The organism is Aureimonas phyllosphaerae (genome assembly GCF_047943035.1).
GTDB classification, from domain to species: Bacteria; Pseudomonadota; Alphaproteobacteria; order Rhizobiales; family Rhizobiaceae; genus Aureimonas; species Aureimonas phyllosphaerae.
This window is the reverse complement of the sequence record NZ_CP181348.1, coordinates 3,790,937-3,817,876: the sequence shown is the minus strand read 5'-3', so window position 1 is coordinate 3,817,876 and position 26,940 is coordinate 3,790,937. Positions and strand designations below refer to the sequence as shown.

The window sequence follows — 26,940 nt, the reverse complement described above, 5'->3', positions numbered from 1 at the left end:
ACGACATGCAGACCTTCAACCAGGGCGCGCCCGAGACCAAGGCCAACGGTGGGCGCGAGGGCGCCGAGGCGCTGAACGAGCTGATGACGGCTTTCGACGCCTTCCGCGAAGCCAACGACGAACGAATGTCGCAGATCGAGAAGCGCATGAGCGCCGACGTCCTTTCGGGCGACAAGGTCGAGCGCATCGCGAAGGCGATGGACGAGCAGGAGAAGCGGCTGGAACGGCTGGTGCTGAAGGGCATGCGTCCGCCGGCCGGCGGCGGCACCGAGACCGCCGGCGGCGAGCCGAGCGAGCATCGCTCCGCCTTCGAGGCCTATGTGCGGGGCGGTGACGAGACGCGTCTGCGTCGCCTCGAGGAGAAGGCGATGTCGGGCCTCGTCGGTGCCGACGGCGGCTTCCTAGTGCCGGCCGAGACGGAGACGGAGATCGGCCGCAGGCTGGCGGCGGTCTCGCCGATCCGCGGCATCGCGAGCGTGCGCACGGTCTCGTCGGCGGTGCTGCGCAAGCCCTTCGCGGTGAACGGGGCGCAGACCGGCTGGGTCGGCCAGGCCGACGCCCGGCCGCAGACCAACGCGCCGCAACTCGCCGAACTAAGCTTCCCGACCATGGAACTCTACGCCATGCCGGCCGCGACCAACGCGCTGCTCGACGACGCGGCCGTCAACATCGACGCCTGGATCGGTGAGGAAGTGGAGCAAGCCTTCGCGGCACAGGAAGGCACGGCCTTCGTGACCGGCGACGGCGTGTCGAAGCCGAAGGGGTTCATGACCTATCCGACGGTGGCCGAGACGGCGTTTGCCTGGGGCAGCGTCGGCACGGTCTCGACCGGCGCGAACGGCGGCTTCCTGGCCGGCGCGGCGGGCGACGCGCTGATCGACCTAATCTACGCGCTGAAGGCGGGCTACCGGCAGAACGCGAGCTTCGTGATGAACCGGCGCACGCAGAGCGCGGTGCGCAAACTGAAGGACGGCGACGGCAACTACCTTTGGGCGCCGCCGACAGCCGTGGGCGCCCGGGCGACGCTGATGGGCTTCCCCGTGGTGGAGGCCGAGGCGATGCCGGACATCGGCGCGGGAACCAAGGCGATCGCCTTCGGCGACTTCGGGCGGTTCTACCTCGTTGTCGATCGCCAGGGCGTGCGCGTGCTGCGCGATCCCTACAGCGCCAAGCCGTATGTCCTCTTCTACACGACCAAGCGTGTGGGCGGCGGCATCCAGGACTTCGACGCGGCCAAGCTCCTCAACTTCGCGGCCTGATCGCGGCGGTGGGCCGGGCCTTCGGGGTCCGGCCTTCCTTGTCTCAGCATGCCAAGAGGTTTGGGGATGATCTGGATCGAGAACGGGCCGGTCGAGGCGGAGCCGGTGACGCTGGCCGAGGCCAAGGCGCATATCCGCGTCGAACGGGAGGATGAGGACACCGCGATCGCCGCCTTCGTACGTGCCGCGCGCGAGACGATCGAGGCGCGGACGGGGCTGGTGCTCGCACCGCGCGCGATGCGGCTGTGCCTCGACGGCCCACCGCTTCCGGACCTTGCCCTGTCGAAGGGGCCGGCGCGGGAGGTGACGGCGGCGCGGATCTTCGACGAGGCGGGGGAGCCGCAGGACGTCGATCCCGCGTTGGTGCGGATCGTGCGTGCGGGCGGCGCGCTGCGGCTACCGCCGGCCCTGACCGGCGCGGCGGGGCGGGACGTCGAGATCGAGATGGAGATGGGCGTCGCGGCCGTACCCGACATGCTGAGGCTCGCCATGCTGCACCTCGTGTCGGTCTCCTACGAGATGCGGGGCGCGGCGCCGCCGGCCATGCAGCCTGCCCACCTGCCGCCGCTGGTGCGCGGGCTTCTCGCGCCCTATCGCCGGGTCGGCCTGTGATGGCGCCGCAGTTCATCGATGCGGGGCTCCTGCGCCATCGCGCGACGATCGAACGCAACGAGATCGTGCCGGATGCGATGGGCGGCGGGCGGGACCGCTGGGTCGAGGTCGGCGAGACCTCGGTGCGGCTGGAGCCGCTGACCGTCGAGAGCGACTTGCGGCTGGGGCAGCGGATCGGCACGGCGACGCACCGGGTGACGCTCAGGGCGCGGCCCGGTCTCGACCGGGGCATGGCCTTCCGGGTCGGGTCGCGGCGCTTCGTGATCCGCACCCTTCACGACCCGGACGAGACGGGGCGCTATCTCGTGTGTCGCTGCGAGGCGGAGGCGTGACCGCGCGGGTGGAGGTCCGGCTGGCGAAAGCGCCGCTTGCGGGACGGATGCGGGAGGCCGTGCGCCGGCAGGCATCGCGAGTTGCCATGGCTCGGCTCGAGGACGACGAGCATCGAAGGACGATCCCTGACGAAAAGTTAACGGGCGGCGGTGACGCTGATAGGCTATCACGCGATGTGTAATACGGTATTGATTTCGTGATACCGGGAGCGAAGAGGACTGAATGCCATGGCGCATCCCAGCGCTGAACTCCAGACGACCATCGTTTCAACCTTGACGCAGGACCCGGCGCTTCTGGCGCGGCTCGGCGGCCCGAAAGTCTTCGACCGCGTGCCCGAGCGGGCAGCGTTTCCCTACCTGACCCTCGGCCGCACGGCGGTCGTGGACTGGTCCACCGGGACCGAGGACGGTGCGGAGCATATCCTGACGCTGCACGTCTGGGCGAAGGGCGGGTCGAAGCAGGAAACCTACGAGATCATGGACGTGGTTTCGAACAAGCTGCACGACCAGGCGCTGCCGCTGGCCGGCCACCGGCTGGTGAACTTGCAGCTTCAGTTCGCCGAAGCGCGGCAGGAGCCGGATAGTCCGGCCTATCACGGCATCCTGCGCTTTCGCGCGGTGACCGAGCCGCTGGCCTGACACCACCACATCCATACGACGAACATCGCGAAGGGCGGTCCGGAAGGGCCGCCCTTCTTCGTTTCGCCATTCTAAGAAGGACCGCACGACATGGGCGCACAGAAGGGCAAGGATCTCCTCCTGAAGGCGGATGCGGAGGGGGACGGCACGTTCGAGACGCTGGCGGGGCTGCGCTCGCGGCGCCTCTCGTTCAATGCCGAGACGGTCGACGTGACCGACGCCGTGAGCGCCGGGCGCTGGCGCGAGCTTCTGGGCGGCGCAGGCGTGCAGCGGGCCTCGCTCTCAGGCTCGGGCATCTTCAAGGACGCGGCGTCGGACGCTTCGCTGCGCCGGCTGTGCTTTGAGGGGCGCGTGGCTGCGTTTCAGGCGGTAATCCCGGACTTCGGCACGGTGACGGGGCCGTTCCAGGTGACGGCGCTGGAATACGGCGGCGAGCACAACGGCGAGGTCTCGTTCGAGGTCTCGCTGGAGTCGGCCGGAGCGCTGCAGTTCGCGGTGCTCTGAGATGGCGGTGAACCGACGCCGCGGCGAGGTGGAGGCCGTCCTGGACGGGCGGGCGCACCGGCTGTGCCTCACGCTCGGCGCGCTCGCCGAACTGGAAGACGCCTTCGCGCTCGAGGACATCGCGAGCCTTGCCGAACGCTTCGGCAGCGGACGCCTGTCGGCACGCGACCTGACACGGATCATCGGCGCGGGCCTGCGCGGGGGCGGAACGGCCACCACCGACGAGGAGGTCGCGGCCATGGCCGTCGAGGGCGGGGCGGCCGGCGCGGCGCGGATCGCGGCCGATCTACTGGCTGCGGCCTTCGGCGGGCCGGAGGAGACGACCGCCCGCCCTTGAGTGCCGCCGCGCTGCCCGCGACGGCCGGCGCGGCGGCTTTTCCCTGGGACGAGCTTTTCGCGACCGCGGTGTGCGTCCTGCACCTCGCGCCGGACGCGGTGTGGCGGGCGAGCCCGCGTGAGCTGGCGCTGGCGCTTCGCCCCTTCGCGGCCATGACCGAGCCGCCGAGCCGCGCCCGGCTCGACGACCTGATGCAACGCTTTCCCGACACGAGGTGAGACATGGCGGACGAGGTGGATGCCCTGCGCATTTCGGTCGAAGCCGATACCGGCGGCTTCGAACGTGCGCTCAACGATCTTTCGACCCGCGCCAGCGCGTTTGGCGCGGCGCTGACCTCGGCCTTCCGGGGCGCGGCCGGTGGGGGACGCTCGCTGGACGGCGTGCTGCGGCAACTGGGAGGCCGGATCTCGACCATCGCGCTGGATGCCGCCCTGAAGCCGCTGACGCAACTGGCAGGCGGGCTTCTCGGGCAGGTGCTCTCCAGGGTCGGCGGCGGCGGGCTCGCTCGGGCGGGCGGGGCGGCGCCGGGCGGCATCGTGCCCTTCGCCAAGGGCGGCGTCGTGCGGGCCCCGACCTTCTTTCCGAGCGGCGGCCGGATCGGGCTGATGGGCGAGGCCGGGGCGGAGGCGATTCTGCCGCTGCGGCGCGGGCCGGACGGGGCTCTGGGCGTCGCGGCGCCCGGCGGAACCGGGGCGCGCGGCGGGCCGTCGATCGTCTTCAACGTGACGACGCCGGACGCGCCGAGCTTCAAGCGGGCCGAGGTGCAGATCCAGGCGATGATCGCGCGCGCGGCGATGCGCGGGCAGAGGGGGCTCTGATCATGATCGCGTCCTTCAGCGAGGAGCGGTTTCCGCTGCGCGTCGCCTTCGGAACCGCGGGCGGACCGGAGCGGCGGACCGACATCGTGCGCCTGTCGAACGGATACGAGAACCGCAACCAGCGCACCCGCCATTCCTGGCGGCGCTACGACGCGGGCTCGGGCGTGCGCAGCATCGAGGACCTCGTCGCTGTGCTGCACTTCTTCGAGGCGCGGCGCGGGCGGCTGACCGGGTTCCGCTTTCGCGATCCGTTCGACCTTTCGTCGGCGCCGGGCGGCGGGGCGGCGACCGTCTTCGACCAGCGCATCGGCACCGGCGACGGCGAGGCGCGGGTGTTCCAACTGGTGAAGCGCTACGGCGTGGACGACGACGCGTATGTTCGGCCGATCGGCAAGCCGGTGCCGGGCAGCGTGCGGGTCGGTGTCGATGGCGCCGAACTTGGGCAAGGGTTTTCCGTCGATCCGTCTGCGGGAACGGTGAGCTTTGCGGTCGCTCCGATGCCGGGCGCGGTCGTGACCGCCGGCTTCGAGTTCGACGTGCCCGTGCGCTTCGACATGGATCACCTGTCGATCAACATCGCCGCCTTCGAGGCGGGGGACATTCCGTCCATTCCCCTCGTGGAGGTGCGGCCGTGAGCGGGCTTTCCGAGGAGTTCCGCGCGCGGCTCGCCCGTCCCGCAACGACGCTCGCCCACGCCTGGCGCGTGACGCGCAGCGACGGTCGGGTGCTGGGGTTCACCGACCATGACGAAGACCTCACGTTCGACGGGACACGGTTCTGCGCTCGCACCGGATGGACTGCGGGCGAGGCGGAAACGATGCTCGGACTTGGCGCGGGCTCGCAAGGGATCGAGGCGGCGTTGTCGGCGGATGCGATCCGCGAGGACGAGATCGCGGCGGGCCTTTTCGACGGCGCGAGGGTCGAGATTTTTCGGGTCGACTGGCAGCGGCCCGCAGACCATCTCCTGACGGAGGTCGCCGATTTCGGAGAGATCACGCGCACCGAGGTCGGGTTGACGGTGGAACTGCGCGGGCTCGCGGCGCGGCTGGACCGGCAGCAGGGGCGCTACTATCGTCGGCGCTGCGATGCGGCGCTTGGCGACGAGCGCTGTCGGGTGGACATGGGACCCTGGACCCGCATCGGGCGGATCGCGTCGGTCGAGCCCGAGACGGTGGTTCTCGATGGTCTAGGTGCATTCGACCCCGAGCCGTACCGCTCGGGGCAGCTTCGGATCGGATCCGTTCCGGCGCGGAGCGTGCGCTCGCTACGGGTCGGTGAGGACGGTCTTGTCCTTGTGGACCTCGTGGAGGGCGCGCCGCCGGTCTGGCAACCCGGCGACGAGGCGCGACTGACGGCGGGTTGCGACCGGAGCTTTGCGACCTGTCGCGAACGGTTCGACAACGGGCTGAACTTTCGGGGCTTCCCGCACATTTCGGGCGCCGATGCCGCGTTGGCTGTCGCAAAGAGCGATGCCTTGCACGACGGATCGGCGGTGGTGCCGTGAGCAGGCGAGAGCAGGCGCTGCAAGCGGCCCGCAGCTTCATCGGGACGCCCTCCCGACATCAAGGGCATCGGCGCGGGGTCGGGTGCGACTGCCTCGGTCTCGTGCGCGGGGTCTGGCGGGAGCTCTATCGACGAGAGCCGGAGGCGCCGGGGCCGTATTCCCAGGACTGGGCCGAGACGGGGCAAGGCGATCCGCTGCTTGCGGCTGCGCAACGCCATTTCCGGTCTCTCGCGCCGGGCGAGGGCTTGCCGGGCGATCTCGTGCTCTTTCGCTGGCGAGCGCTCGGCCCGGCGCGACACTGCGGCATTCTGGACGAAGCGGACGCGAGCGGACCGCGGCTCATTCACGCTTACGAGGGGGCGTGGGTCCTCTCGTCGCCGCTGACGCCCGGCTGGGCCGGACGCATCGCGGCCACCTTCCGCTTTCCCGACGAGGACTGAGCCATGGCGACCATTCTTCTGCAGGCGGCCGGCGGAGCGCTCGGCGGGCTGGTCGGGGGACCTTTCGGAGCCGTCGCGGGACGGGCGATCGGCGCGCTCGGCGGCTACGCGATCGACAACCGTCTGATGGGCGGCGGCGGACGGCGCGAAAGCGGACGGCTGCGGACGAGCCGCGTGATGGAGGCCGACGAGGGCAGCGGCGTCGCGCGGGTCTACGGGACGGTGCGGGTCGCGGGTCAGGTCATCTGGACGACGCGCTTCGAGGAAGCGAGCCGGACGGAGCGGCAGGGCGGCAAGGGTGGCGGGGCACGAGGCGCAACCAGCACGACGACCTACAGCTATTTCGGCAACGTGGCCGTGGCGCTCTGCGAAGGACCGATCGCCTGCGTGCGCCGCGTCTGGGCTGACGGCGAGGAACTCGACCTCGCTGCGGTAACGTGGCGGCTGCACCCGGGAACGGAGACCCAGGCACCCGATCCGCTGATCGAGGCCCGACAGGGGGCGGGCCGCGCACCGGCCTATCGCGGCGTGGCCTATCTCGTGTTCGAGCGGCTTCCGCTGGAGCGCTGGGGCAACCGCATCCCCCAGATTTCCTGCGAGGTCGTGCGGCCCGTCGGCACGTTCGAACAGAACATTCGTGCGATCACCATCATCCCCGGCGCGACGGAGCACGGACTCGACCCGCTGGTCGTGCGCGAGCGGATCGGCGATGGACAGGACCGGCTGCCGAACCGCAACGTGCTGCACGGCGCGAGCGACTTTTCCGCCTCCCTCGACGAACTGACGTCGCTCTGTCCGCGACTGGAGCGGGCGGCGCTGGTCGTCGCCTGGTTCGCCGACGATCTGCGGGCCGAGCGGGCGACCTGCCGCCCGGGCGTCGAGACGGCGGTACGGGACGAGACCGAGCGGTGGCGGGTGGGCGACCTGGCGCGCGGGGCGGCACGCCTCGTCAGCCGTGTCGACGGCGGCCCGGCCTATGGCGGCACGCCGTCGGACGCCGGCGTGCGGCGGGCGATCGCGGCGTTGCGGGCAAAGGGGTTGAAGGTCACGCTCTATCCCTTTCTCATGATGGATATTCCGCCCGGCAACGGGTTTCCGGACCCCTATGGCGGGAACGAGCAGGCGGCGTATCCCTGGCGCGGGCGAATGACGCTCGAGCGCGCGGAAACGCAGGCGGGGTCGGCCGACGGGACGCCGGCGGCACGAGCCGAGATCGCCCGCTTCGTCGGCACGGCCCAGCCCGCGGATTTCATCTTCGACGAGACGGGCGTGCGCTATGGCGGACCGGCGGAATGGTCCTATCGGCGGATGATCCTGCACCAAGCGTTTCTGGCGCGCTCAGCGGATGGCGTCGACGCCTTCGTGATCGGCTCGGAGATGCGGGGACTGACGCGGTTGCGCGACGAGACAGGTTGCTTTCCCTTCGTGGACGCGCTGGTCGATCTCGCGCGCGACGTGAAGTCGATCCTGCCCAAAGCACTGGTCACCTATGCTGCGGACTGGAGCGAGTATTTCGGCTACCAGCCGGGAAACGGCGACGTGTTCTTCAACCTCGATCCACTCTGGGCCGAACCTTCGATCGGTGCGGTGGGGATCGACAACTATCTGCCGACGTCCGACTGGCGCGACGAGGACGACCGGGCACCCCAAGACGGGATGGCTTCGCCTCATGACCTCGACGGACTGACGGCGGGGATCGCAGGCGGAGAGTATGCGGACTGGTATTACCCCGACCTAGCTGCGCGCCGCCGAGGGGAGCGCCAATCGATCACCGACGGGCACGGCAAGCCGTGGATCTTCCGCCCGAAGGACCTCGTGTCCTGGTGGAGCCAGCCGCACTACGAGCGGCGCGGCGGGATGGAGGCACCGTCGCCGACGGCCTGGGCGCCCATGTCGAAGCCGATCTGGTTTACCGAACTCGGCTGCCCGGCGGTCGACAAGGGGGCGGGGCAGCCGAACGTCTTCGTCGACCCAAAGTCCGCGGAAAGTGCCTTGCCTCATTTCTCGACGGGCGCCCGCGACGACCTGATGCAGCGGCGCTTCCTGGAAGCGCACCAGAAGCACTGGGACGAGACGGTCCCTGGCTTCAATGACGACCGCAATCCGGTGTCGCCGGTCTACGGAGACCGGATGGTGGCCGCGGACGCCGTGCACCTCTGGACATGGGACGCGCGTCCCTTTCCGGCGTTTCCCGAACGAGCATCGCTCTGGCGCGACGGGGGAAACTGGCAGCGCGGCCATTGGCTGAACGGCCGGCTCGGCCGTGCGCCGCTGGATGGGCTGATCGCCTCGCTCCTGCGCGACCATGGCTTCGAGGCCTTCGACGTTTCGGCCGTGGACGGCATGGTCGGCGGGTTCACGGTCTCCGGGCCCGGCACGGCGCGCGGGGAACTCGAAGAGCTTCTGCGGCTAACGGGCGTCGAGGCCTTCGTGCGCGGAGGCATCCTGCGCTTCCGCTCGCTTGGCCGGCGCGCATCGGTGCTCGGATCCGTGATGCCGGTCGATGCGCCCGACGAGGCGCCGGTCGAGATCCGGCGGATCGAGGACGGGGAAGCGTCGGGCGAGATCGTGCTCGGATTTGGCGACGCGGAACGGGCCTACCGGCCGGCGGCGGCGGAAGCCGTGCTGCCCGGGCGCTCTCGGCCCGGACAGGCGACGCTGGAACTGCCGGTGGTGCTGACCGAAACCGAGGCGCGGGAATTGGCGCGAGGGGTTCTGGAACGCGAGGCCGGCGATCGGGAAATGGCCCGCTTCGCGCTGTCGCCGGCCGAGATCGAGATCGGCGTCGGCGACCGGCTCGAACTCGAAGGGCGGTCTGGCATCTGGCAGGTGACGCGGATCGAGGACGGGCTGTCGCGGCGGGTGGAGGCAAGACGCGTCCGACATCGGGCTGCGCCGCCAGGTGCCGGCGCGCCGCAGCCGCTGCCGGACCTGACCGGACCGAGTTTCGCCTCGCGTCCTGCCGTCGCGCTCCTCGACCTTCCGAAGCTCGGCTCTGGCCTGGGAGGTGCGATGGTCGCGGTCTCGGCGAAGCCCTGGTTGCCCTATGTCGTGATGGCCTCGGCGACGGCCGCAGGACATCGCCCGGTGTTCGTCGCCGAAACCTGCGCGACGACGGGGCGACTGGCGGCGGCCCTCGGTGCGGGGCGAGAGGAGATCCTCGATCGGACCCATGTGATGACGGTCGACCTGGCGGCGGGCAGCCTTGCCTCCGCCAGCGCCGCGCTGGTTCAAGCCGGCGAGAACACGGCGACCGTCCTTTCGTCGAGCGGGGGGTGGGAGGTGGTGCGCTTCCTCGAAGCGGAAGAGGTGGCGCCGTCCCGCTACCGTCTTGCCGGCCTGACGCGTGGCCTCGGCGGAACCGGAGAGGAGGCCGCAGCCGGTGCGCCGGCGGGAGCCAGATTCGTGCTCCTCGACCGCGCGGTCCAGCGCCTGCCGCTCGCCGACGGCGAAGCCGGGATACCCGCGGACTGGCTTGTCGTTCCAGCCGGACATCCGCTGGACGACCCGGCATCCGACCGTCGCACGACAGCCCTCGGCAGACGTGCGCTGCGGCCCCTGTCGCCGGTTCACCTGAAAGGGCGGCTCGGGATCGATGGTCTCCATCTCGAATGGATTCGCCGAACGCGCTCGACGGACCCCGCCTGGGACGGGCTCGACGTGCCGCTGGACGAGGATCGCGAGGCTTACCGTGTCAGCCTGTTCGCCGGGCCGGGAACGGTTCGGACGGTGACGGTCGAAACCTCCGTCCTGCGTCTCACCACGGCTGAACTCGCCAGCTGGTTCGGCCGGGTGCCGAGCGAAATGTCGGTTGAGGTCGCGCAACTCAGCCAAGTCTACGGGCCCGGAGCGTCCACGAGGTTGATGGTCGCGGCGACTGGAAGTCTTTCAAACGAAGGAGCGGAACATGGATGATAGCAAGAACTGGTACGAGTCGCGCACCGTGTGGGGGGCGGCACTGGCGCTCGCGGCTTCGCTGGCGGGGCTCTTCGGGGTCGAGATCGTCGGGCTCTCCAGCGAGGAGGCGGTGACGGCGCTGACGGCTGCTGCGAGTGCGATCGGCGCGGCAGTCGCGATCTTCGGACGCTTCGACGCGCGCAGCCGCATCCGCTGAGGGGTCGGGCGCCCGGCGTATGGGCGCCCCGTTCATTCGACATTCAGACCGCAGTCCCTAGTCTAGCGGACGTCAGACCCTGGATGTGCCATGCTTCGACCTTCCCTCCGCCGTCTCTCCGCATTTTCGCTGCTCGGTCTCGTCGCTTTTTCCACGGCGGCCGAAGCGATGCCGGAGCGTCCGACCGAAGGCGGTTCGATCCCGGCGGCGCATGAGCGGTCGGAAGAGCTGTTCGCGCAAGGCGGTGGGTGCTCGGCCGCGGCGGCACAGGCGGCGGCACAGACCGGCGGGCAGGTTCTTTCCGTGCGCGCCTCGCAGCAGGGCGACCGGACCGTCTGCGTCGTCACGGTTCTGATTCCGGCGAGCGACGGCAATCGGCCGCGCCGCCAGACGATCACGATCGAGCAGTAAGCCATTCGGTCGAGCGGCACGAATTTTCGGGACGGGACCTTTCATGCGTATCCTGATCGTCGAAGACGATGCGAACCTGCGGCGGCAGTTGAACGAGGCGCTGACGGGCGCGGGCTATGTCGTTGACCAGGCTTCGGACGGCGAGGACGGGCACTTCCTCGGCGACACCGAAGCCTATGACGCCGTGATCCTCGACGTCGGCCTTCCGAAGATGGACGGCATCAGCGTGCTGGAGCGCTGGCGGCGCGAGGGGCGGGCGATGCCGGTCCTCCTTCTGACGGCGCGCGACCGGTGGAGCGACAAGGTGGCCGGCATCGACGCCGGGGCCGACGACTATGTCGCCAAGCCCTTCCACATGGAGGAGGTGCTGGCGCGCGTGCGGGCTCTCATCCGCCGCGCCGCCGGGCATGCGTCCTCGGAGATCCACTGCGGGCCCCTGAGGCTCGATACCAAGTCCTCGAAGGCGAGTCTCGACGGGACGCCGCTGAAGCTGACGTCGCACGAGTACCGGCTTCTGTCCTACCTGATGCACCACCAGGGCGAACTCGTTTCGCGCACCGAACTCATCGAACACATGTACGACCAGGATTTCGATCGCGACTCCAATACGATCGAGGTCTTCATCGGCCGGCTCCGCCGCAAGATCGGCGTCGACATGATCGAGACCGTCCGCGGCCTCGGCTATCGCATGCAGCACGGCGGGTGATGACGGACGAGCTGCAGCCCGAGGCGGACCGGACGGCGGCAGCGCCCGAGCGTCCGCGCTTCACCGAAAGCCTGACGTTCCGCGTCGTGTCGCTGTCGAGCGTCTGGGTGATCGCGGCGTTTCTCGTCGTCGCCGGCCTGATTTCCAGCCTCTACGAACGGACGGCGCAGTCCGGCTTCGAGGCGGTGGTCCGGGCCCAGCTCTACAACCTCATCAATTCCGTGACGGTCGACGAAACCGGCACGCTGTCAGGCGTGCCCAATCTCGGCGACCTTCGCTACTCCCAGCCCCTATCCGGCTGGTACTGGGAGGTGATCCCGGCGAGCAACAACACGGAAGGTCGGCTCGCCTCGTTCTCGCTCGGCCCCCGGAAGATCAATTCCCAGCCAACGGAACTCGCGCCTTTCGACATGCAGTACCGGCGTGACTACCGGACCGAAGGACTCGACGGCGAGACGCTTTATGTCGAGGAGGCGGAGGTCGTCCTCGACCAGGACAACCACGCGGCGCGCTTTCGCGTGATGGGCAACGCGAGCGTCGTCCAATCGGATATCGCGGCCTTCGACCGCAAGATGGCATTGTATCTCGGCTTCTTCGGGCTCGGCTCCATCGTCATCAACGCACTGGCCATCCTCTACGGTCTTCGGCCGCTCTCCAGCGTGCGTCAGGCGCTCGGCGACGTGCGGACGGGGCGCTCGGAACGGCTGAAGGGCAGCTTTCCCGCCGAGATCCGACCGCTCGCCGTCGAGATGAATGCTTTGATCGACAGCAATCGGCGCATCGTGGAGCGCGCCCGCACGCAGGTCGGCAATCTCGCCCATTCGCTGAAGACGCCGGTCGCGGTCCTCCTCAACGAGGCCTCGGCGATCGGCGGCGAGAAGGGACGCATCGTCGGCGAGCAGGGCGAGATCATGCGCCGACAGGTGCAGCACTATCTCGACCGGGCCCGCGTCGCGGCGACAGATGGCACCATCGCACGAGCACCGGTCGGTCCCGTCTTGGAGCGGCTGTTGAAGGTGATGCGGCGGCTGAACCCGGCGATCGATTTCGAGGATCATGTCGACGGGGACGCTGCCTCTACTGTCTTCGCGGGGGAGCAGCAGGATCTCGAGGAGACGATCGGCAACCTTCTGGAGAACGCCGCGAAATACGGGCGAGGGCGCGTGGTGCTGCGACTGCGCCCGGCGGGGGCGGAGAGCTTCGGCATCACCGTCGAGGACGATGGGCCGGGATTGTCCGATGTGGAGATGGCGGAGGCGACCAAGCGCGGGCGTCGCTTCGACGAGCGCGCGACCGGCAGCGGTCTCGGCCTGTCGATCGTCGCTGATACCGTTTTGCAATACCGCGGATCTTTTCGCCTCTCGCGTTCCGAAATCGGAGGATTGCACGCGGAGGTGATCTTGCCTCGCGCATCCGACGCGCCGATGTCCTGACATGACACTTTGTTGTGGCAGCATGGGCCGCTCGGGCGGCGAACGGACGCATGTCGAGATTCTGGACCACCTGTTTCGTCGTCGCGGCGCTGCCGATCCTTTCCGGATGCCTGACCAGCGCGCCGCGCGCGGCGCCTGAACCCTTGTCGGACCGGGCCGCGGCATTGCGCGGCAGCATCGCGCCGACCGGCACCATGAAGCTCAGTGCAACGGCGGAGCAGCGGGCCCTGCAGGCCCAATACCAGGCCCTTCAGTTCGGCACCGTCGGCCAGGTGATCCCTTGGGAGTCCGATGGCTTCAAGGGCGAGATCACGCCGACGCAGCTCTATCGTATCGGCGCGCAGGATTGCCGGGGCTATACGCTCGTCATCACCCGCGGGGCCTCGAAGGTCCGGCAGGTCGGAAGCGCCTGCCGTACCGGCGCCGACCTTTGGACGCCCGTCGCCTGACTGCGCGATGATGCGGTTTTGAATAGGCTTTTCCGGCGCGGCTTGTTAGAGCGGTTCCGAACCGGGGCCGGCGCCCTTCCGTCGGCGAGTGCGTCGCAGCGCAAGCCTGCTTCGGCGGCTCTTCCGGCCCCTGCGAACGATCGGACCCTTGCGTGAGGCGAGGGTCATGGAAGCCTCGATGCTGTTCTGGCTTGTCGCCTTCGTCCTAGCCGCCCTGACCACTGCCGCGATCGTCTGGCCGCTCCTGATGCGCCCCGCCCGCGGCTCGGTGGCTCGAGAGGCGTTCGACGAGGAGGTCTATCGCGCGCAGCTCGGCGAGCTGCGCGAGGACGAGACGCGCGGCGTCATCGGGCGGGAGGAGGCCGCGGCCTCGCGCGCCGAGATCGGTCGTCGTCTTCTGCGCGCCCACGAGGCGGCCGCCGCCAAGACCACGAGACCCCCGCGCGAACGCTCGGGCGTCGTCGCGGGACTGGCGGTCGCCCTCATGCTGCCGATCGGGGCTTTTCTATTCTACGACCGCTGGGGATCGCCCGACATTCCCGACCAGCCGCTCGCGCTTCGCGAACCCGAGCCGCAGACGCCGAATCTCGTCGCGGCCGTCGCCGAGATCGAGCGCCGGCTGGCGGCCCGGCCGGACGATGCGGAAGGCTGGAGCGTCGTTGCCCCCGTATATCTCCGGCTCGGTGAGGGGCAGAAGGCGGCCACGGCGTTTCGCAACGTCCTGCGCCTCCGCCCGCCGACGGCCCAGACCGTTGCGGGTCTCGGCGAGGCCCTGGTGCAGGCGGCGGACGGTCGCGTGACCCCGGAGGCGGCGACGGAGTTCCGCCGAGCGCTGACCCTCGACGCCAACTGGATTCCTGCAAGGTTCTATCTCGCGCTCGCGCTGTCGCAGGAGGGGCGATCGGCCGAGGCGGCGGATGCCTGGAGCGAGCTTCTGCGCACCGGCCCTCAGGACGGAGCCTGGCGCCCCGTCGCCGAAGCGGCTCTCGCCGACGCAAGGTCGGGCACCGCTTCGCAGCAGGTGCCATCCCAGCCCGGGCCGGCAGCGGCCGATGTCGAGGCGGCGTCGAAGCTCAGCGACGGCGAACGCCAAGCGATGGTGCAGGGCATGGTGTCGGGGCTCGCGGAGCGCCTGAAAGCGGAACCGAAAAACCCGGAAGGCTGGAAGCGGCTGCTCCGTTCTTATGTCGTGCTCGACCGTCCGGACGACGCACGTGCCGCACTCGGCGAGGTGCGGGCCGTATTTCCGGCCGCTTCGCCGGAGCTTATAGATATCCTGAGCTTCGCGCGGGGGCTCGGACTGAACCCGGATCAGACAACGCCATGACGCGCAAGCAGAAGCGCCTTGCCAGCCTTTTCGGTATCCTCGCCGTGGTCGGAACCGCGGCGGGGCTTGTCCTGACCGCGCTGTCGGACAGCGTCGCCTTCTTCAACTCGCCGACCGACATCGCGGCGCGCGCTCCTGACGACGGGCAGCGGCTGCGGCTCGGCGGGATCGTGGAGACCGGGACCGTGCATCGCGACGCCTCCCAGCGCGTGACGTTCCGCATCACCGATACGGTCGAGAGCGTGCCGGTCGTCTATGCCGGGCTGTTGCCCGACCTCTTCCGCGAGGGGCAGGGGATCGTGGCGGAGGGGCGGCTCGGCAGCGACCGCATCTTCGTGGCCGATACGGTGCTCGCCAAGCACGACGAGACCTACATGCCGAAGGAGGTCGTCGACGACCTCAAGGCGCGCGGCCTCTGGAAGGACGGGGCGATCGTCTCGGCGAAGGACGGGGCGTCGTCGGGGGCGGGACTTTGATCGTCGAACTCGGTCACTTCGCGCTGGTCCTCGCGCTCGGCACGGCGCTCGTGCAGTCGATCCTGCCGCTTGTCGGCGCCCGCATCGGCGACGCCAGGCTGATGGATAGCGGGTCGGCGACGTCGGTGACCGGGCTGTCGCTTCTGGCGCTCGCCTTCGGAGCGCTGACCGCAGCCTATGCCACGTCCGACTTCTCGGTTCTCAACGTCGTGGAGAACTCCCACTCCGCCAAGCCGATGATCTACAAGATCACCGGCGTCTGGGGGAACCACGAAGGGTCGATGCTCCTCTGGGTACTGATCCTGTCGCTGTTCGGCGCGCTCGTCGCGCTCTTCGGCCGGGACCTGCCGCCGAGCCTGAAGGCGACCGTGCTGTCGGTGCAGGGCTGGATCCTGACGGCGTTCCTCCTGTTCATCCTCCTGACCTCGAATCCGTTCACCCGCGTGGTGCCGGCGCCGTTCGAGGGCAACGACCTCAACCCGATCCTTCAGGACATCGGGCTCGCGATCCATCCGCCGCTGCTCTACCTCGGCTATGTCGGCTTCTCGATCGCCTTCTCCTTCGCGGTCGCCGCCCTGATTGAGGGGCGGATCGACGCCGCGTGGGCGCGCTGGGTGCGACCTTGGACGCTTCTGGCGTGGCTGTTCCTGACCGGCGGCATCGCGATGGGTTCCTACTGGGCCTATTACGAGCTCGGCTGGGGCGGCTGGTGGTTCTGGGACCCGGTCGAGAACGCCTCGTTCATGCCCTGGCTGTCCGGCACCGCGCTGCTCCATTCGGCCGCCGTCATGGAGAAGCGCTCGGCGCTCAAGGTCTGGACCGTGCTCCTCGCCATCCTGACCTTCTCGCTCTCCCTTCTCGGCACCTTCCTGGTCCGCTCGGGCGTCCTCACATCGGTTCATGCCTTTGCCGTCGACCCGGAGCGCGGGGTATTCATTCTTGCGATCCTCTGCCTGTTCATCGGCGGGTCGCTCGCGCTCTTCGCGTTCCGGGCTTCGGAGCTGGAAAGCGGTGGCCTGTTCGCGCCGATCTCGCGCGAGGGTGCGTTGGTCTTCAACAACCTGTTCCTGACGACCGCCACCGCGACGGTGCTCGTCGGGACGCTCTATCCGTTGTTCCTCGAAGTCTTCACCGGCACCAAGATTTCGGTCGGCGCGCCCTTCTTCGACCTGACATTCGGCCCCCTAATGGTGCCGCTCCTGTTCGCCCTGCCGTTTGGGCCGCTCCTCGCCTGGAAGCGAGCCGATCTCCTCGGCGCGGCACAGCGGCTCTATGCGGCGGTCGGCGCGGCGCTCGTCGTCATGGTGATCGTGATCGCGGTGAACGAGGGCACGAAAATCCTCGCCTCGCTCGGCATCGGGCTGGCCGTCTGGGTGATGGTGGGAGCGCTCGTCGACCTCGCCGGGCGGGCCGGACTGCCGAAGGCGGGCCTGCGGGTCGCGGCCGCGCGCCTCGCCGGGCTGCCGCGCTCGGCTTTCGGCACGGCGCTGGCCCATTTCGGTGTCGGCGTGACGCTTCTCGGCGTGGTCTGCGTCAGCACGTTCGACACGGAAACCGTAACGGCCATGACGCCGGGACAGGTCGTCGCCGTCGGCGGGTTCGACTTGCGCTACGAGGGGCAGACCTTTCGCGAAGGACCGAACTACCGCGAGGACGTCGGCCACTTCACCCTGCTCGACGAGGGCAACGAGACGGCCGCAATCGAAAGCGCCAAGCGTTTCTATCCCGCGCGGCAGATGCCGACGACGGAGGCCGGCATCCACACGCTCGTCTTCAGCCAGATCTATATCGCGCTCGGCGACGCTGCGGCCAACGCCGGCGCCGTCGTCGTCCGTGTCTGGTGGAAGCCTATGGTCACGCTGATCTGGCTGGGCGCCGTGGCGATGGCGATCGGCGGCGCGGTCTCCTTGAGCGATCGGCGGCTGCGGGTGGGCGCGCCGGCGCGGCGCCGCGCTGCAAGGCCGGCCTGAGATGTCGCTGCGGACAGTTCTCCTGGCAGCGGTGGTCGCGGCAAACGCTCTCGTGGGCACGGCGGCGCTGGCCGTTCAACCCGACGAGGTTCTGCCGGATGCCCGGCAGGAGCAGCGCGCCCGCGATCTTTCGGCCAAACTGCGCTGCATGGTCTGCCAGAACCAGTCGATTGACGAGTCCGACGCGCCGCTTGCCCGGGACCTCCGGCTTCTGGTTCGCGAACGCATCACGAAGGGCGACAGCGACGAGGATGTCGTCGACTACCTCGTCTCGCGTTACGGCGACTTCGTGCTTCTGCGGCCCCGCCTGCGTTGGGATACTGTGCTCCTCTGGGGGACGCCCGTTCTCCTCCTCGCCATCGGGATGGTCGTGCTCCGCTCGTCGGGCCGGCGATCGAGCGGGCAGCTCGGCACCGCCGGACTGACGCCGGGCGAGGAGGCGCGTCTGTCGGAGATCACCGGCGAGGGGGCCGGCGCCTCCGAAGGCCGCCGAGCCTAGACCTTACGAAGCTTTCATCCCGACGAAAACTTGCCGTAACGTTGCGACCCCTACCTTCCGAGCATCGGATGGACCAAACGGCCCATCCCAGCGGATCGGGAATGGAAACGAGGGTCCTTCGCATGAACAAGAATCCCAACAAGACGACGCGTCGTTTCTCCACGGCCGTTCTGGCGGCGGGCGTCGCGGGCATGGTGCTGGCCGGTGGCGTCGTCACCAGTGTCGTGCCGAGCTTCGCCGAGCCGGTTTCGGTTCAGCCGACCGGTGTCAATCCGGGCTTTGCCGATGTGGTCGAGAAGGTCTCGCCCGCCGTCGTGTCGGTGCGCGTCAAGGAGCAGATCAAGCCGGCGAGCGATGACGGCAGCGATGCCGAGTCGCCCTTCGACAACCTGCCGCCGAATCATCCGCTTCGCCGCTTCTTCGAGTTCGGCAACCCCGGCATGCAGGGTTCGCCCGATGGCCGCCAGGCGCCGCGCCGCAGCCCGCGCCAAGGTATGGCGCAGGGCTCGGGCTTCTTCATCTCGGACGACGGCTACCTCGTGACCAACAACCACGTGGTCGAAGGCGGCAGTGATTACACGGTCGTCCTCGACGATGGTACGGAGTTGAAGGCCGAGCTGATCGGCACAGACTCGCGCACCGACCTCGCGCTCCTCAAGGTCGAGGGCGGCAATCGCAAGTTCACCTATGTGGACTTCGCCGATGACTCGAAGGTCCGGGTCGGCGAGTGGGTCGTCGCGGTCGGCAACCCGTTCGGCCTCGGCGGTTCGGTGACGGCCGGCATCGTCTCGGCCCGTGGCCGCGACATTGGCGCGGGTCCCTACGACGACTTCATCCAGATCGATGCGGCGGTGAACCGCGGCAATTCGGGCGGCCCGGCCTTCAACCTCGAGGGCCAGGTGATCGGCGTCAACACGGCGATCTTCTCGCCGTCCGGCGGAAGCGTCGGCATCGCCTTCGCCATCCCCGCCTCGACCGCCAAGACCGTCATTCAATCGCTTCGCGAGAACGGCAACGTCCAGCGCGGCTGGCTCGGCGTCCAGATCGCGCCGGTCACGCAGGACATCGCCGAGGCGCTCGGCCTCAATGCGGAGGAGGGGGCAATCGTCACGCTGCCCGACACCGACACGCCGGCCGTCAAGGCGGGCATCCAGACGGGCGACGTCATCACGGCCGTCAACGGGCAGACCGTGAAGGGCCCGCGCGAACTGGCCCGCAAGGTCGCCGAGTACCGTCCGGGCACCACGATCGACGTGAAGGTCTGGCGCAACGGCGAGGCCCGCGACATCAAGGTCGAGCTCGGCAACCTGTCCAGCCTCGACGAGGCGTCGAACACCAGCGGCAACCGCAACGTGCCGGTCAATCCGTCCTCGCTGCGCGGCTACGGCCTGACGCTGACGCCGTCCGACCAGGGCGACGGCGTCGTCATCACCGAGGTCGACCCCGACTCCGAGGCTGCCAACCGCGGCGTCTCGGCCGGCGACACGATCGTGGCGGTGAACGGCAGTTCGGTGAAGTCGCAGCGCGAGGTCGAGGACGCCATCAAGAAGGCCTCCACGTCCGGCCGCAAGGCGGCGCTGTTCCAGCTGCGTAGCGGCGACCAGAACCGCTTCGTCGCCCTGCCGATCAGCGGAAGCTGACCCGCGACGGACGGGCAACAAACGGGGGGCGGCGGATGTCGCCCCCTTTCCGCTCGGAGACTTGAAGGATAAAGACGATGACGATGTCCGCGCCGTCCCCTAGATCGGATCACATGCGCATCCTCATCATCGAAGACGACCGGGAAGCCGCGTCCTACCTCATCAAGGCCCTGAAGGAGTCGGGACATGTCCCCGACCACGCGGCGGATGGGGAAACGGGCCTGCACATGGCCCTGACTCAGGCCTACGACGTTCTTGTCGTCGACCGGATGCTGCCGCAGCGCGACGGTCTGTCCGTCGTCTCCAGCCTGCGCGAGAAGGGCAACGAGACCCCGATCCTGATCCTGTCCGCGATGGGGCAGGTCGACGACCGGGTCACGGGCCTGCGGGCCGGCGGCGACGACTACCTGCCCAAGCCCTATGCCTTTTCCGAACTCCTCGCCCGGATCGAGATTCTCGGCCGGCGCCGCGGCGCCAAGGACGTCGAGACGGTCTATCGCGTGGGCGATCTCGAACTCGACCGCCTGTCGCACGAGGTTCGTCGCGGCGGAAAGCCGATCACGCTGCAGCCGCGCGAGTTCCGGCTTCTCGAGTACCTGATGAAGCATGCGGGTCAGGTGGTGACGCGGACCATGCTGCTCGAGAACGTCTGGGACTACCACTTCGACCCCCAGACCAACGTCATCGACGTCCACATCTCGCGGCTGCGCTCCAAGATCGAACGCGAATTCGGCGAGCCGCTCCTGCATACGGTTCGCGGGTCCGGATATATCATCCGCGCCGGGGACTGACGCCCCTTGCGCAGACCGACCATCTTGCGCATCCGCGAGCTGATGCGCGTCACGGCCGTCCGTCTGTCGGCCGTCTATCTTGCCCTCTTCGCGCTGTTTGCGGCCATTCTTCTCGTCTACGTGACGGAGACCGCGTCCTCGATCCTTCAGACGCAAAGCCAGGAGGCGATCGCGGACGAGATCGAGACGCTCGATCGGATCTACCAGAACACCGGCATCTCGGGGATCGTGCGCGCGATCGACCGACGCGCCCGCCAGCCGGGTGCGCCCCTCTATCTCGTCACCGACGGCACCGGCCTGATCCTCGCTGGCAACGTTCAGAGTCTGGAAGCCGGCGTTCTCGACGATGCGGGGTTCAAAACGACGCCGTTCCGCTACGCGCGCTTCACCGAGTCGGAGAAGGACCGCTACCACATGGCGGTCGCCGAGGTCGTGCAACTGCCGAACGGGATGCGGCTCCTCGTCGGCCGCGACCAGACCGATCAGGAGCGGATCCGGCTGGTCGTGCGCAATGCCCTGATCCTCGCGCTTCTCCTGATGAGTTTCGGCGCGCTGCTTGCCTGGTTCCTTGTCGGGCGCACTGCGCTCCATCGGCTGGACCGCATGTCGGCGGCCACCGCGCGGATCATGGCGGGCGACCTGACGGAACGGCTTCCCGTCACCGGGACCGGGGACGAATTCGACCGCCTGTCGGAAAAGCTCAACGTGCTCCTCGCGCGGATCGCCCTGCTGCAGGAAGGGTTGCGGCAGGTCTCCGACAACATCGCCCACGACCTGAAGACGCCGCTGACGCGCCTTCGCAATCGGGTCGAGGCGGCACTTGGCGACGAGACGCCCGAGCGCAGCGGCCGACAGGCGATGGAAGCGGTGCTGGCCGAAGCGGACGGGATGATCCGCACGTTCGACGCCCTCCTGATGATCAGCCGCGTGGAGGCGGGGTCGCATCCCGCTCTCAAGAGCGGGCACGACCTTTCGTCGATCGTCGCCGATGTCGCCGAACTCTACGAACCATTGGCGGAGGACGCTGGCGGACGGCTTCTCGTCGACGCCCCGGAGCCGGTCGTCGCACCGGTCAGCCGCGAGCTGATCTCGCAGGCGGTCTCCAACCTCCTCGACAACGCGTTGAAATACGGACTGTCCGACCGGCCACTGGAAATTCGTGTCGCAGTGGCCCGACGCGGCGACGCATGCCTCGTTTCGGTGGCGGACAACGGTCACGGTATACCGGCCGACAAGCGCGATCGTGTGCTCGAGCGCTTCTACAGGCTGGACGAGAGCCGCACCAAGACGGGTTCGGGCCTCGGTCTGTCGCTGGTTCAGGCGATCGCCTCGATCCATGGCGGAACGCTGGCGCTTGACGACGCGGATTCCGGCCTCAAAGTCACGCTGGAGATACCGATGGAAAGGGTGGTCCCGGCGCATGACGGAATTCGCGGGCCTTGAGTTGCGGATCGGGGGGACGGCCGGCCTTCACGCGCTGAGCGACGTGGAAGCCGCCCGCCGCCGCGATGATCTGGCGTCCAGCGCGCGTGCCGCCGACCTCGACCGGCTGGCCGCATGGCTGGAGGTCGACGGCGCGGGCGACCGCGACCGGCTCGTTGCCGCGCTATCGCTCTCACCGCATCTCGCCTCGATCGCCGAACGCCGCCCGGACTGGATCGATCAGCTGTTCGACATCGGGGCTGGCGACCGCGTCCGCGCCATCATCGACGCCCTGGGACAACCCGTTCCCGATGGCGCCACGGAGGCTGCCGAGATGACGCGCCTTCGCGAGTCCAAGGCGGAAGCCTCGCTGCTGATCGCGCTGCGCGACCTCTTCGGCGCCGCCGGCCCGGAGGTGACCACCGCCGATCTCTCGGACCTCGCGGAGGCGGCGATCCGGCGCGCGCTTCGCTTTGCCCTCGCGGATCTTCACCGCCGCGGGCAGCTCGACCTGCCCGATCCGGTGCATCCCGAGACCGGCTGCGGGCTGACGATCCTCGGCATGGGCAAGCTCGGCGGGCGCGAACTGAATTATTCCAGCGACATCGACATCATCCTCTTTTTCGAACCCGAAGCGCCTGGGATCCGCGACCCGATGGAGAGCGTCGAGATGTTCTCGCGCCTCGGTCGCAAGCTTGTCCGGATGATCGGCGAGCGCACCCGCGACGGCTACGTGTTCCGCACCGACCTGCGCCTGCGGCCCGATCCGTCCGCGATGCCGCTGGCGATCCCGATCCCCTCCGCCCTCATCTATTACGAAGGCGCTGGGCGCGACTGGGAACGGGCGGCGATGATCAAGGCCCGCCCGGTGGCCGGCGATCCCGCGGTGGGCGAGGCCTTCCTGCGCGAGATCGCCCCCTTCGTCTGGCGCCGCTACCTCGACTTCGTCGCCATCGCCGACATTCAGGCGATGAAGGCCAAGATCGACCGGCACCGCGGCTTCGAGGGCGTGGCGACGGCGGGTCACAACGTCAAGCTCGGGCAGGGTGGCATCCGCGAGGTCGAGTTCTTCGCGCAGGCGCAGCAACTGATCGCGGGCGGACGGCTGCCCGCGCTTCGAACGCGCCGTACCGACGAAGCGCTGGCACGCCTCGCGGCCGAGGGCTGGGTGGCGTCCGCGGTGGCGACCGAGCTGACCGAAGCCTACTGGTTCCTGCGCCGTGTCGAGCACGCGATCCAGATGGTGGCAGACGAGCAGAGCCACACGCTGCCGACCGGGCCGGGCGATCTCCTGCGCATCGCGCGCCTCTGCAACTTCGGCGAACTCGACGCCTTCGAGACCGCGCTCCGTGACCGCCTGGAACGGGTTCAGGCGAGGTTTGCGGCGCTCTTCTCCGAAGGACGAGCCACGCGCGACGAAGGCGTGCTCGACGGCCTTCTGGAGGATGGCGCGGACGCCGCGGCCCTCAAGCGCCTCGGCGATCTCGGCTACAACCGCCCGGCCGATATCGGGCGGATCGTCCACCGCTGGGGCTCTGGCCGTTACCGGGCGATGCGCTCGGAGGCGGCGCGCGAGCAGTTCGTCGCCGTCCTGCCGTCCCTGCTCCGGGCCTTCTCGGGCGGCAGCGATCCCGACACGGCGCTGGCCGCTTTCGACCGGTTCCTGGAGGGCCTGCCGTCCGGGTTGCAGTTCTTCGCGCTGATCGCGTCGAACCCGAAGCTTCTCGAACTCCTCGCCGAAATCATCACCTCATCGCCCCGGCTTGCCGATACGATCGCACGCCGACCGCACGTCTTCGACGCCCTTCTCGATCCCGCCTTCTTCCGCGAACTTCCGACGCGCGACCTGATCCGCGAGCGGTTGTCGGCCTTCCTCGGGGACGCACGCTTCTTCGAGGAACGGCTCGACCGCCTGCGCATCTTCGCCGCCGAGCAGCGCTTCCTCGTCGGTGTCCGGCTCCTGTCCGGTGTACTGGAGGGCGAGGTTGCAGGCACGTCCTTTTCCGATCTGGCGGAGGCCGTGCTGGGCGAGGTGCTGACGGCGGTTGCGGACGAGTTCACCCGCGCACACGGGCGGATCGCCGGCGGGCGCATTGCCGTCCTGGGTCTCGGTCGCCTCGGCTCGCGCGAACTGACCGCCAATTCCGACATCGACCTGATGCTGCTTTACGACCACGATCCGGCGGCGGAGACGTCGGACGGTGCGCGCCCGCTTCCCGTTTCGACCTACTATGCCCGCCTGACGCAGCGACTGATCTCGGCCCTGACCTCGCCGACCGCCGAGGGCGTTCTCTACGAGGTGGATTTCCGTCTCCGCCCATCCGGCAACAAGGGGCCGCTCGCAACGCCGATCGAGGCCTTCCGCAAGTATCAGGCCGAGGCCTGGACCTGGGAACGCATGGCGCTTACGCGCTCGCGCCCGATTGCCGGCGATCCCGAACTGTGTGCCGAGATTGGCGAGGCAGTCCGCAAGGCGATCGTCACCCACCGCGGCGATCCGCTTCTGACGGACGACGTCGCCGACATGCGCGCCCGCCTCGACGTCCAGAAGCCGCCGCGCGGGGCGCTCGATCTCAAGCGCATTCCCGGAGGTCTCACCGATCTCGAGTTCCTCGCCCAGTGGGGCATCCTGACGGGCCGGGTGTCGCTCGATCTCGTGGGGGCGCCGACGGCGAGCGTCCTCGCGGCACTCCGAACTGCGGCGCCCGACGACGAGACCGGTTTCGATGATCTGCCGGGCATCATGCTGGAGATGACAAGGGTCATGCAGATCCTGCGCCTCGGCGGCGACAAGGCGTTGCGGGTGACGGACCTGCCGGGACCGCTGGCCGACAGGATCGCCGCCGCGCTCGATCTTGCCGACCGCACCGGCATCGAGCCCGAGATCGCAAGGCGAGCGGCCGAAGTGCGGGAGGTCTTTTCTCGGACGATCCCCTACCGGGGCGATCTCGGCGCCTGAAGAGCCTCAGGCGGCGCGGGAGAGAAGCGCCGCCTGCTCGGCCGAAGCGCTCGCGCAGTCGGGGCAGGGCAGGCGGAAGCTGACGGCGGTCCCGCGCCCGGGGCGGGAGGTGATCGACATCGTGCCGCCCTGCAGTTCGATCAGCGAGCGCGCGATGGCAAGGCCAAGGCCGGTGCCCTTGTGGGTGCGCGTCAACTCGTTCTCGACCTGCTCGAACGGCTTGCCGAGGCTTTTGAGCGACTCGCGCGGAATGCCGATGCCGTTGTCGACGATGGTGATGACGGCGTGGGCGCCGCGCAGTCGGGTGCGCACGCGCACGTCGCCGCCGGGCGCGGTGAATTTCACGGCGTTGGCGAGGAGGTTGAGGAGGATCTGCTTCGTCGCTCGGCGGTCGCCGCTCAGCGGCAGGACGTCCGGCATCTCGACGCCGATCGTGAGCGCCTTGGCATTGGCGGGCACCCCGACGATCCGCACCGCCTCGGCGAGGATCGCCGGCAGGTCGATCGCCTCGTTGGCGAGAGCCAGCCGGCCCGCCTCGATCTTCGACATGTCGAGGATGTCGTTGATCAGCTTGAGAAGGTAGTGGCCGCTCTGATGGATGTCGGCGGCGTATTCGGTGTACTTGCCGTTGCCGATCGGGCCGAAGCTTTCTTCGCGCATGATCTCGGAGAAGCCGATGATCGCGTTCAGCGGCGTGCGCAGCTCGTGGCTCATGTTGGCGAGGAACGTCGTCTTCGCTTGGTTCGCGCTCTCGGCGCGCTCCTTCTCGATCATGTAGTTGCGGTTGAGCTCGGCGAGCTGCCGCGCCTTGGCCTCGGCGTCGCGGCGGGCCGTGGACAGGTCGTTGATGGTCGCCATCAGGCGGCGCTCGGAGTCCGACAGGCGCTCCTGATGGACCTTCAGCTGCGTCACGTCGGTGCCGATCGACACGTGGCTGCCGTCGCCGGTGACGCGCTCGGACACCTGCAGCCAGCGCCCGTCCGCCAGCAGCGTCTCGGTCGCGCGCTCGCCGTAGACGAAGCTCGGGCTGGTCAGCTTGCGCTCCTCGATCGGGCGGCGGGCCTTGGCGCGCACCGCCTCGAACGGGGTGCCCGGGCGCACGTCCTGATCCGTCAGCCCGAAGACCTCCTGGTATTTCGTGTTACACAGGACGAGCCGGTGGTCGGCGTCCCACAGCACGAAGGTCTCGGAGATGTTCTCGACCGCGTTCTGGAGGCGGAGGTTCGCCTCGTCCGTCATGCGGGCGAGGATGTGATTTTCGCTGATGTCGACCGCGACGCCGATCAGGTGGATGTCGTTGTCGGGGTTGCGAACGATCTCGGCGCGGGCGCGCAGCCAGAGATACTGCCCGTCGACATGGCGCATGCGGAACGAGCGCTCGATGTTGCCGACGCTGCCCGAGGCGATCTGGCGGGCGAACTCGAAGAAGGAGCCGTCGTCGGGATGCAGGAGGTTCGAGACCTCCGCGAAGGAGAGGACGCCATCGCGCGGCGGCAGGCCGAGCATCTCGTACATCGAGCGCGACCAGAACATGCGTCCGCGCGACAGGTCCCAGTCCCAAAGCCCGCAGCGGCCGCGGGATAGGGCGGTCTCGACGCGGTGATGCTGCTCGCCGAGCAGGCGGTCGGCCGCCACCGCGTGGGTCGCTTGGCGGAAGTAGGCGACGAGGATGGCGAGAAGCACGAGGGCTGTCACGCAGAACAGCGTGACGTTAAGCGAGACGGATTTGCGCCAGTCGGCGAAGATGTGCGCCTCCTCGCGAATGAGGACGACGCTGCCGAGCGGCCCGGACAGGAGCGCGGCGGAAGCCATCGCGTCCTCGCCGGCCCACGAGACCTCCATGACGCCCGCGCGCTCGCCGAACACGAGAAGCGGTTGGCCGCCGTCCACCAGCGTGCCGACGTCGGCACCGAGCACGCTATCGTGGCCGGGCGTCGTGGCGACGACACGGCCGTCCTTGTCGGCGATCATCGCGATGAGGCCCTTGGCCTTCGAGGATACGGGCAGGGCGCTGTTGACGAGGATCTGCGCGCGGGTCGCCGCGTCGTCGGTGCGCGAATCCAGCGCCGCGTCCTCGGCCCGCAGAAGGCTGGCGGTGATGCGAAGATCCTCGCTGGCGCGCTCTTCCATGGCGTCGCGTTCCTCGATCAGCGCCGCCAGAAGCACGACGGCGATCACCATGAGGAAGCCGATGACGAAGACCGGGATGGCCCGTCGCAGGATGGGTTCGAGTTCGGCGATCCGATCCAGCCCCGGCTGGGGAATGCGGCGGCGGACGCGCTGCAGAAGGGTCGTCAA

Annotated in this window: 26 protein-coding genes; 25 read left to right on the top strand and 1 reads right to left on the bottom strand. The window is 69.0% G+C overall.

Annotation, left to right across the window (positions count from 1 at the left end; all coding sequences use genetic code 11):
- Window positions 1-5 precede the first annotated feature (5 nt).
- From ACLNGM_RS18225 to ACLNGM_RS18105, 25 genes are all read left to right on the top strand, one after another.
- Entirely contained in the window at window positions 6-1,259 is a 1,254-nt protein-coding gene (locus tag ACLNGM_RS18225) for a phage major capsid protein (protein ID WP_416356020.1), read from the top strand.
- 66 nt (window positions 1,260-1,325) lie between these two features.
- Window positions 1,326-1,871 carry a head-tail connector protein gene (locus tag ACLNGM_RS18220; protein ID WP_416356019.1) on the top strand — a complete coding sequence of 182 codons (546 nt, stop codon included), beginning with the start codon at window positions 1,326-1,328 and terminating at the stop codon, window positions 1,869-1,871.
- Window positions 1,871-2,203, top strand: a complete 333-nt coding sequence (locus ACLNGM_RS18215; protein ID WP_416356018.1) for a phage head closure protein — start codon at window positions 1,871-1,873, stop codon at window positions 2,201-2,203. Before ACLNGM_RS18220 ends, ACLNGM_RS18215 begins: the two co-directional genes overlap by 1 nt.
- 228 nt (window positions 2,204-2,431) lie before the next feature.
- Window positions 2,432-2,842, top strand: a complete 411-nt coding sequence (locus ACLNGM_RS18210) for a DUF3168 domain-containing protein (RefSeq protein WP_294644779.1) — start codon at window positions 2,432-2,434, stop codon at window positions 2,840-2,842.
- Window positions 2,843-2,932: 90 nt separating this feature from the next.
- Entirely contained in the window at window positions 2,933-3,346 is a 414-nt protein-coding gene (locus ACLNGM_RS18205; protein ID WP_416356017.1) for a phage major tail protein, TP901-1 family, read from the top strand.
- A 1-nt stretch (window position 3,347) separates the two neighbouring features.
- Entirely contained in the window at window positions 3,348-3,683 is a 336-nt protein-coding gene (locus ACLNGM_RS18200) for a gene transfer agent family protein (protein WP_416356016.1), read from the top strand.
- Window positions 3,680-3,901 (top strand): phage tail assembly chaperone, encoded by a 222-nt coding sequence (locus tag ACLNGM_RS18195; RefSeq protein WP_244545820.1) that lies wholly within the window; start codon window positions 3,680-3,682, stop codon window positions 3,899-3,901. Before ACLNGM_RS18200 ends, ACLNGM_RS18195 begins: the two co-directional genes overlap by 4 nt.
- Window positions 3,902-3,904: 3 nt before the next feature.
- Window positions 3,905-4,501: a phage tail tape measure protein gene (locus ACLNGM_RS18190; protein WP_416356015.1), complete on the top strand. Its 597-nt coding sequence runs from the start codon at window positions 3,905-3,907 to the stop codon at window positions 4,499-4,501.
- Between the two features lie 2 nt (window positions 4,502-4,503).
- Window positions 4,504-5,136, top strand: a complete 633-nt coding sequence (locus ACLNGM_RS18185) for a TIGR02217 family protein (protein ID WP_416356014.1) — start codon at window positions 4,504-4,506, stop codon at window positions 5,134-5,136.
- On the top strand, window positions 5,133-6,005 hold the full coding sequence (locus ACLNGM_RS18180) for a DUF2163 domain-containing protein (RefSeq protein WP_416356013.1): 873 nt from the start codon (window positions 5,133-5,135) through the stop codon (window positions 6,003-6,005). The genes ACLNGM_RS18185 and ACLNGM_RS18180 overlap by 4 nt, the downstream gene beginning before the upstream one ends.
- Window positions 6,002-6,445 carry a peptidase P60 gene (locus ACLNGM_RS18175; RefSeq protein ID WP_416356012.1) on the top strand — a complete coding sequence of 148 codons (444 nt, stop codon included), beginning with the start codon at window positions 6,002-6,004 and terminating at the stop codon, window positions 6,443-6,445. Before ACLNGM_RS18180 ends, ACLNGM_RS18175 begins: the two co-directional genes overlap by 4 nt.
- A gap of 3 nt (window positions 6,446-6,448) precedes the next feature.
- Window positions 6,449-10,360 carry a baseplate multidomain protein megatron gene (locus ACLNGM_RS18170; protein WP_416356011.1) on the top strand — a complete coding sequence of 1,304 codons (3,912 nt, stop codon included), beginning with the start codon at window positions 6,449-6,451 and terminating at the stop codon, window positions 10,358-10,360.
- Window positions 10,353-10,559, top strand: coding sequence for a hypothetical protein (locus tag ACLNGM_RS18165; protein WP_090958212.1), 207 nt, complete (start codon window positions 10,353-10,355; stop codon window positions 10,557-10,559). The genes ACLNGM_RS18170 and ACLNGM_RS18165 overlap by 8 nt, the downstream gene beginning before the upstream one ends.
- 90 nt (window positions 10,560-10,649) lie before the next feature.
- Entirely contained in the window at window positions 10,650-10,970 is a 321-nt protein-coding gene (locus ACLNGM_RS18160; protein WP_416356010.1) for a hypothetical protein, read from the top strand.
- Between the two features lie 43 nt (window positions 10,971-11,013).
- Window positions 11,014-11,676 (top strand): response regulator transcription factor, encoded by a 663-nt coding sequence (locus tag ACLNGM_RS18155; RefSeq protein ID WP_090958208.1) that lies wholly within the window; start codon window positions 11,014-11,016, stop codon window positions 11,674-11,676.
- Window positions 11,676-13,109, top strand: a complete 1,434-nt coding sequence (locus ACLNGM_RS18150) for an ATP-binding protein (RefSeq protein ID WP_416356009.1) — start codon at window positions 11,676-11,678, stop codon at window positions 13,107-13,109. The genes ACLNGM_RS18155 and ACLNGM_RS18150 overlap by 1 nt, the downstream gene beginning before the upstream one ends.
- Before the next feature lie 50 nt (window positions 13,110-13,159).
- Window positions 13,160-13,558: a hypothetical protein gene (locus ACLNGM_RS18145; protein ID WP_416356008.1), complete on the top strand. Its 399-nt coding sequence runs from the start codon at window positions 13,160-13,162 to the stop codon at window positions 13,556-13,558.
- A 148-nt stretch (window positions 13,559-13,706) separates the two neighbouring features.
- Window positions 13,707-14,885: a c-type cytochrome biogenesis protein CcmI gene (gene ccmI, locus ACLNGM_RS18140; RefSeq protein ID WP_416356007.1), complete on the top strand. Its 1,179-nt coding sequence runs from the start codon at window positions 13,707-13,709 to the stop codon at window positions 14,883-14,885.
- On the top strand, window positions 14,882-15,361 hold the full coding sequence (gene ccmE / locus ACLNGM_RS18135; RefSeq protein ID WP_416356006.1) for a cytochrome c maturation protein CcmE: 480 nt from the start codon (window positions 14,882-14,884) through the stop codon (window positions 15,359-15,361). The genes ccmI and ccmE overlap by 4 nt, the downstream gene beginning before the upstream one ends.
- Window positions 15,358-17,331, top strand: coding sequence for a heme lyase CcmF/NrfE family subunit (locus ACLNGM_RS18130; RefSeq protein ID WP_416356005.1), 1,974 nt, complete (start codon window positions 15,358-15,360; stop codon window positions 17,329-17,331). The genes ccmE and ACLNGM_RS18130 overlap by 4 nt, the downstream gene beginning before the upstream one ends.
- Window position 17,332: 1 nt before the next feature.
- Window positions 17,333-17,830, top strand: coding sequence for a cytochrome c-type biogenesis protein CcmH (locus tag ACLNGM_RS18125; protein ID WP_416356004.1), 498 nt, complete (start codon window positions 17,333-17,335; stop codon window positions 17,828-17,830).
- 122 nt (window positions 17,831-17,952) lie between these two features.
- On the top strand, window positions 17,953-19,470 hold the full coding sequence (locus ACLNGM_RS18120; protein ID WP_416356003.1) for a Do family serine endopeptidase: 1,518 nt from the start codon (window positions 17,953-17,955) through the stop codon (window positions 19,468-19,470).
- 77 nt (window positions 19,471-19,547) lie between these two features.
- Entirely contained in the window at window positions 19,548-20,261 is a 714-nt protein-coding gene (locus ACLNGM_RS18115) for a response regulator transcription factor (RefSeq protein WP_416356002.1), read from the top strand.
- 42 nt (window positions 20,262-20,303) lie between these two features.
- Complete coding sequence (locus ACLNGM_RS18110; RefSeq protein WP_416358485.1) at window positions 20,304-21,704, top strand: ATP-binding protein; 1,401 nt, start codon at window positions 20,304-20,306, stop codon at window positions 21,702-21,704.
- The gene (locus tag ACLNGM_RS18105; protein ID WP_416356001.1) at window positions 21,682-24,642 is read left to right on the top strand and encodes a bifunctional [glutamine synthetase] adenylyltransferase/[glutamine synthetase]-adenylyl-L-tyrosine phosphorylase; all 2,961 of its coding nucleotides are present in this window, start codon (window positions 21,682-21,684) and stop codon (window positions 24,640-24,642) included. Before ACLNGM_RS18110 ends, ACLNGM_RS18105 begins: the two co-directional genes overlap by 23 nt.
- Before the next feature lie 6 nt (window positions 24,643-24,648).
- Here the strand turns inward: ACLNGM_RS18105 and ACLNGM_RS18100 are convergent, their stop codons facing one another.
- A complete protein-coding gene (locus tag ACLNGM_RS18100) occupies window positions 24,649-26,940 on the bottom strand; it encodes a PAS domain-containing sensor histidine kinase (protein WP_416356000.1) in 2,292 nt (763 codons plus the stop codon).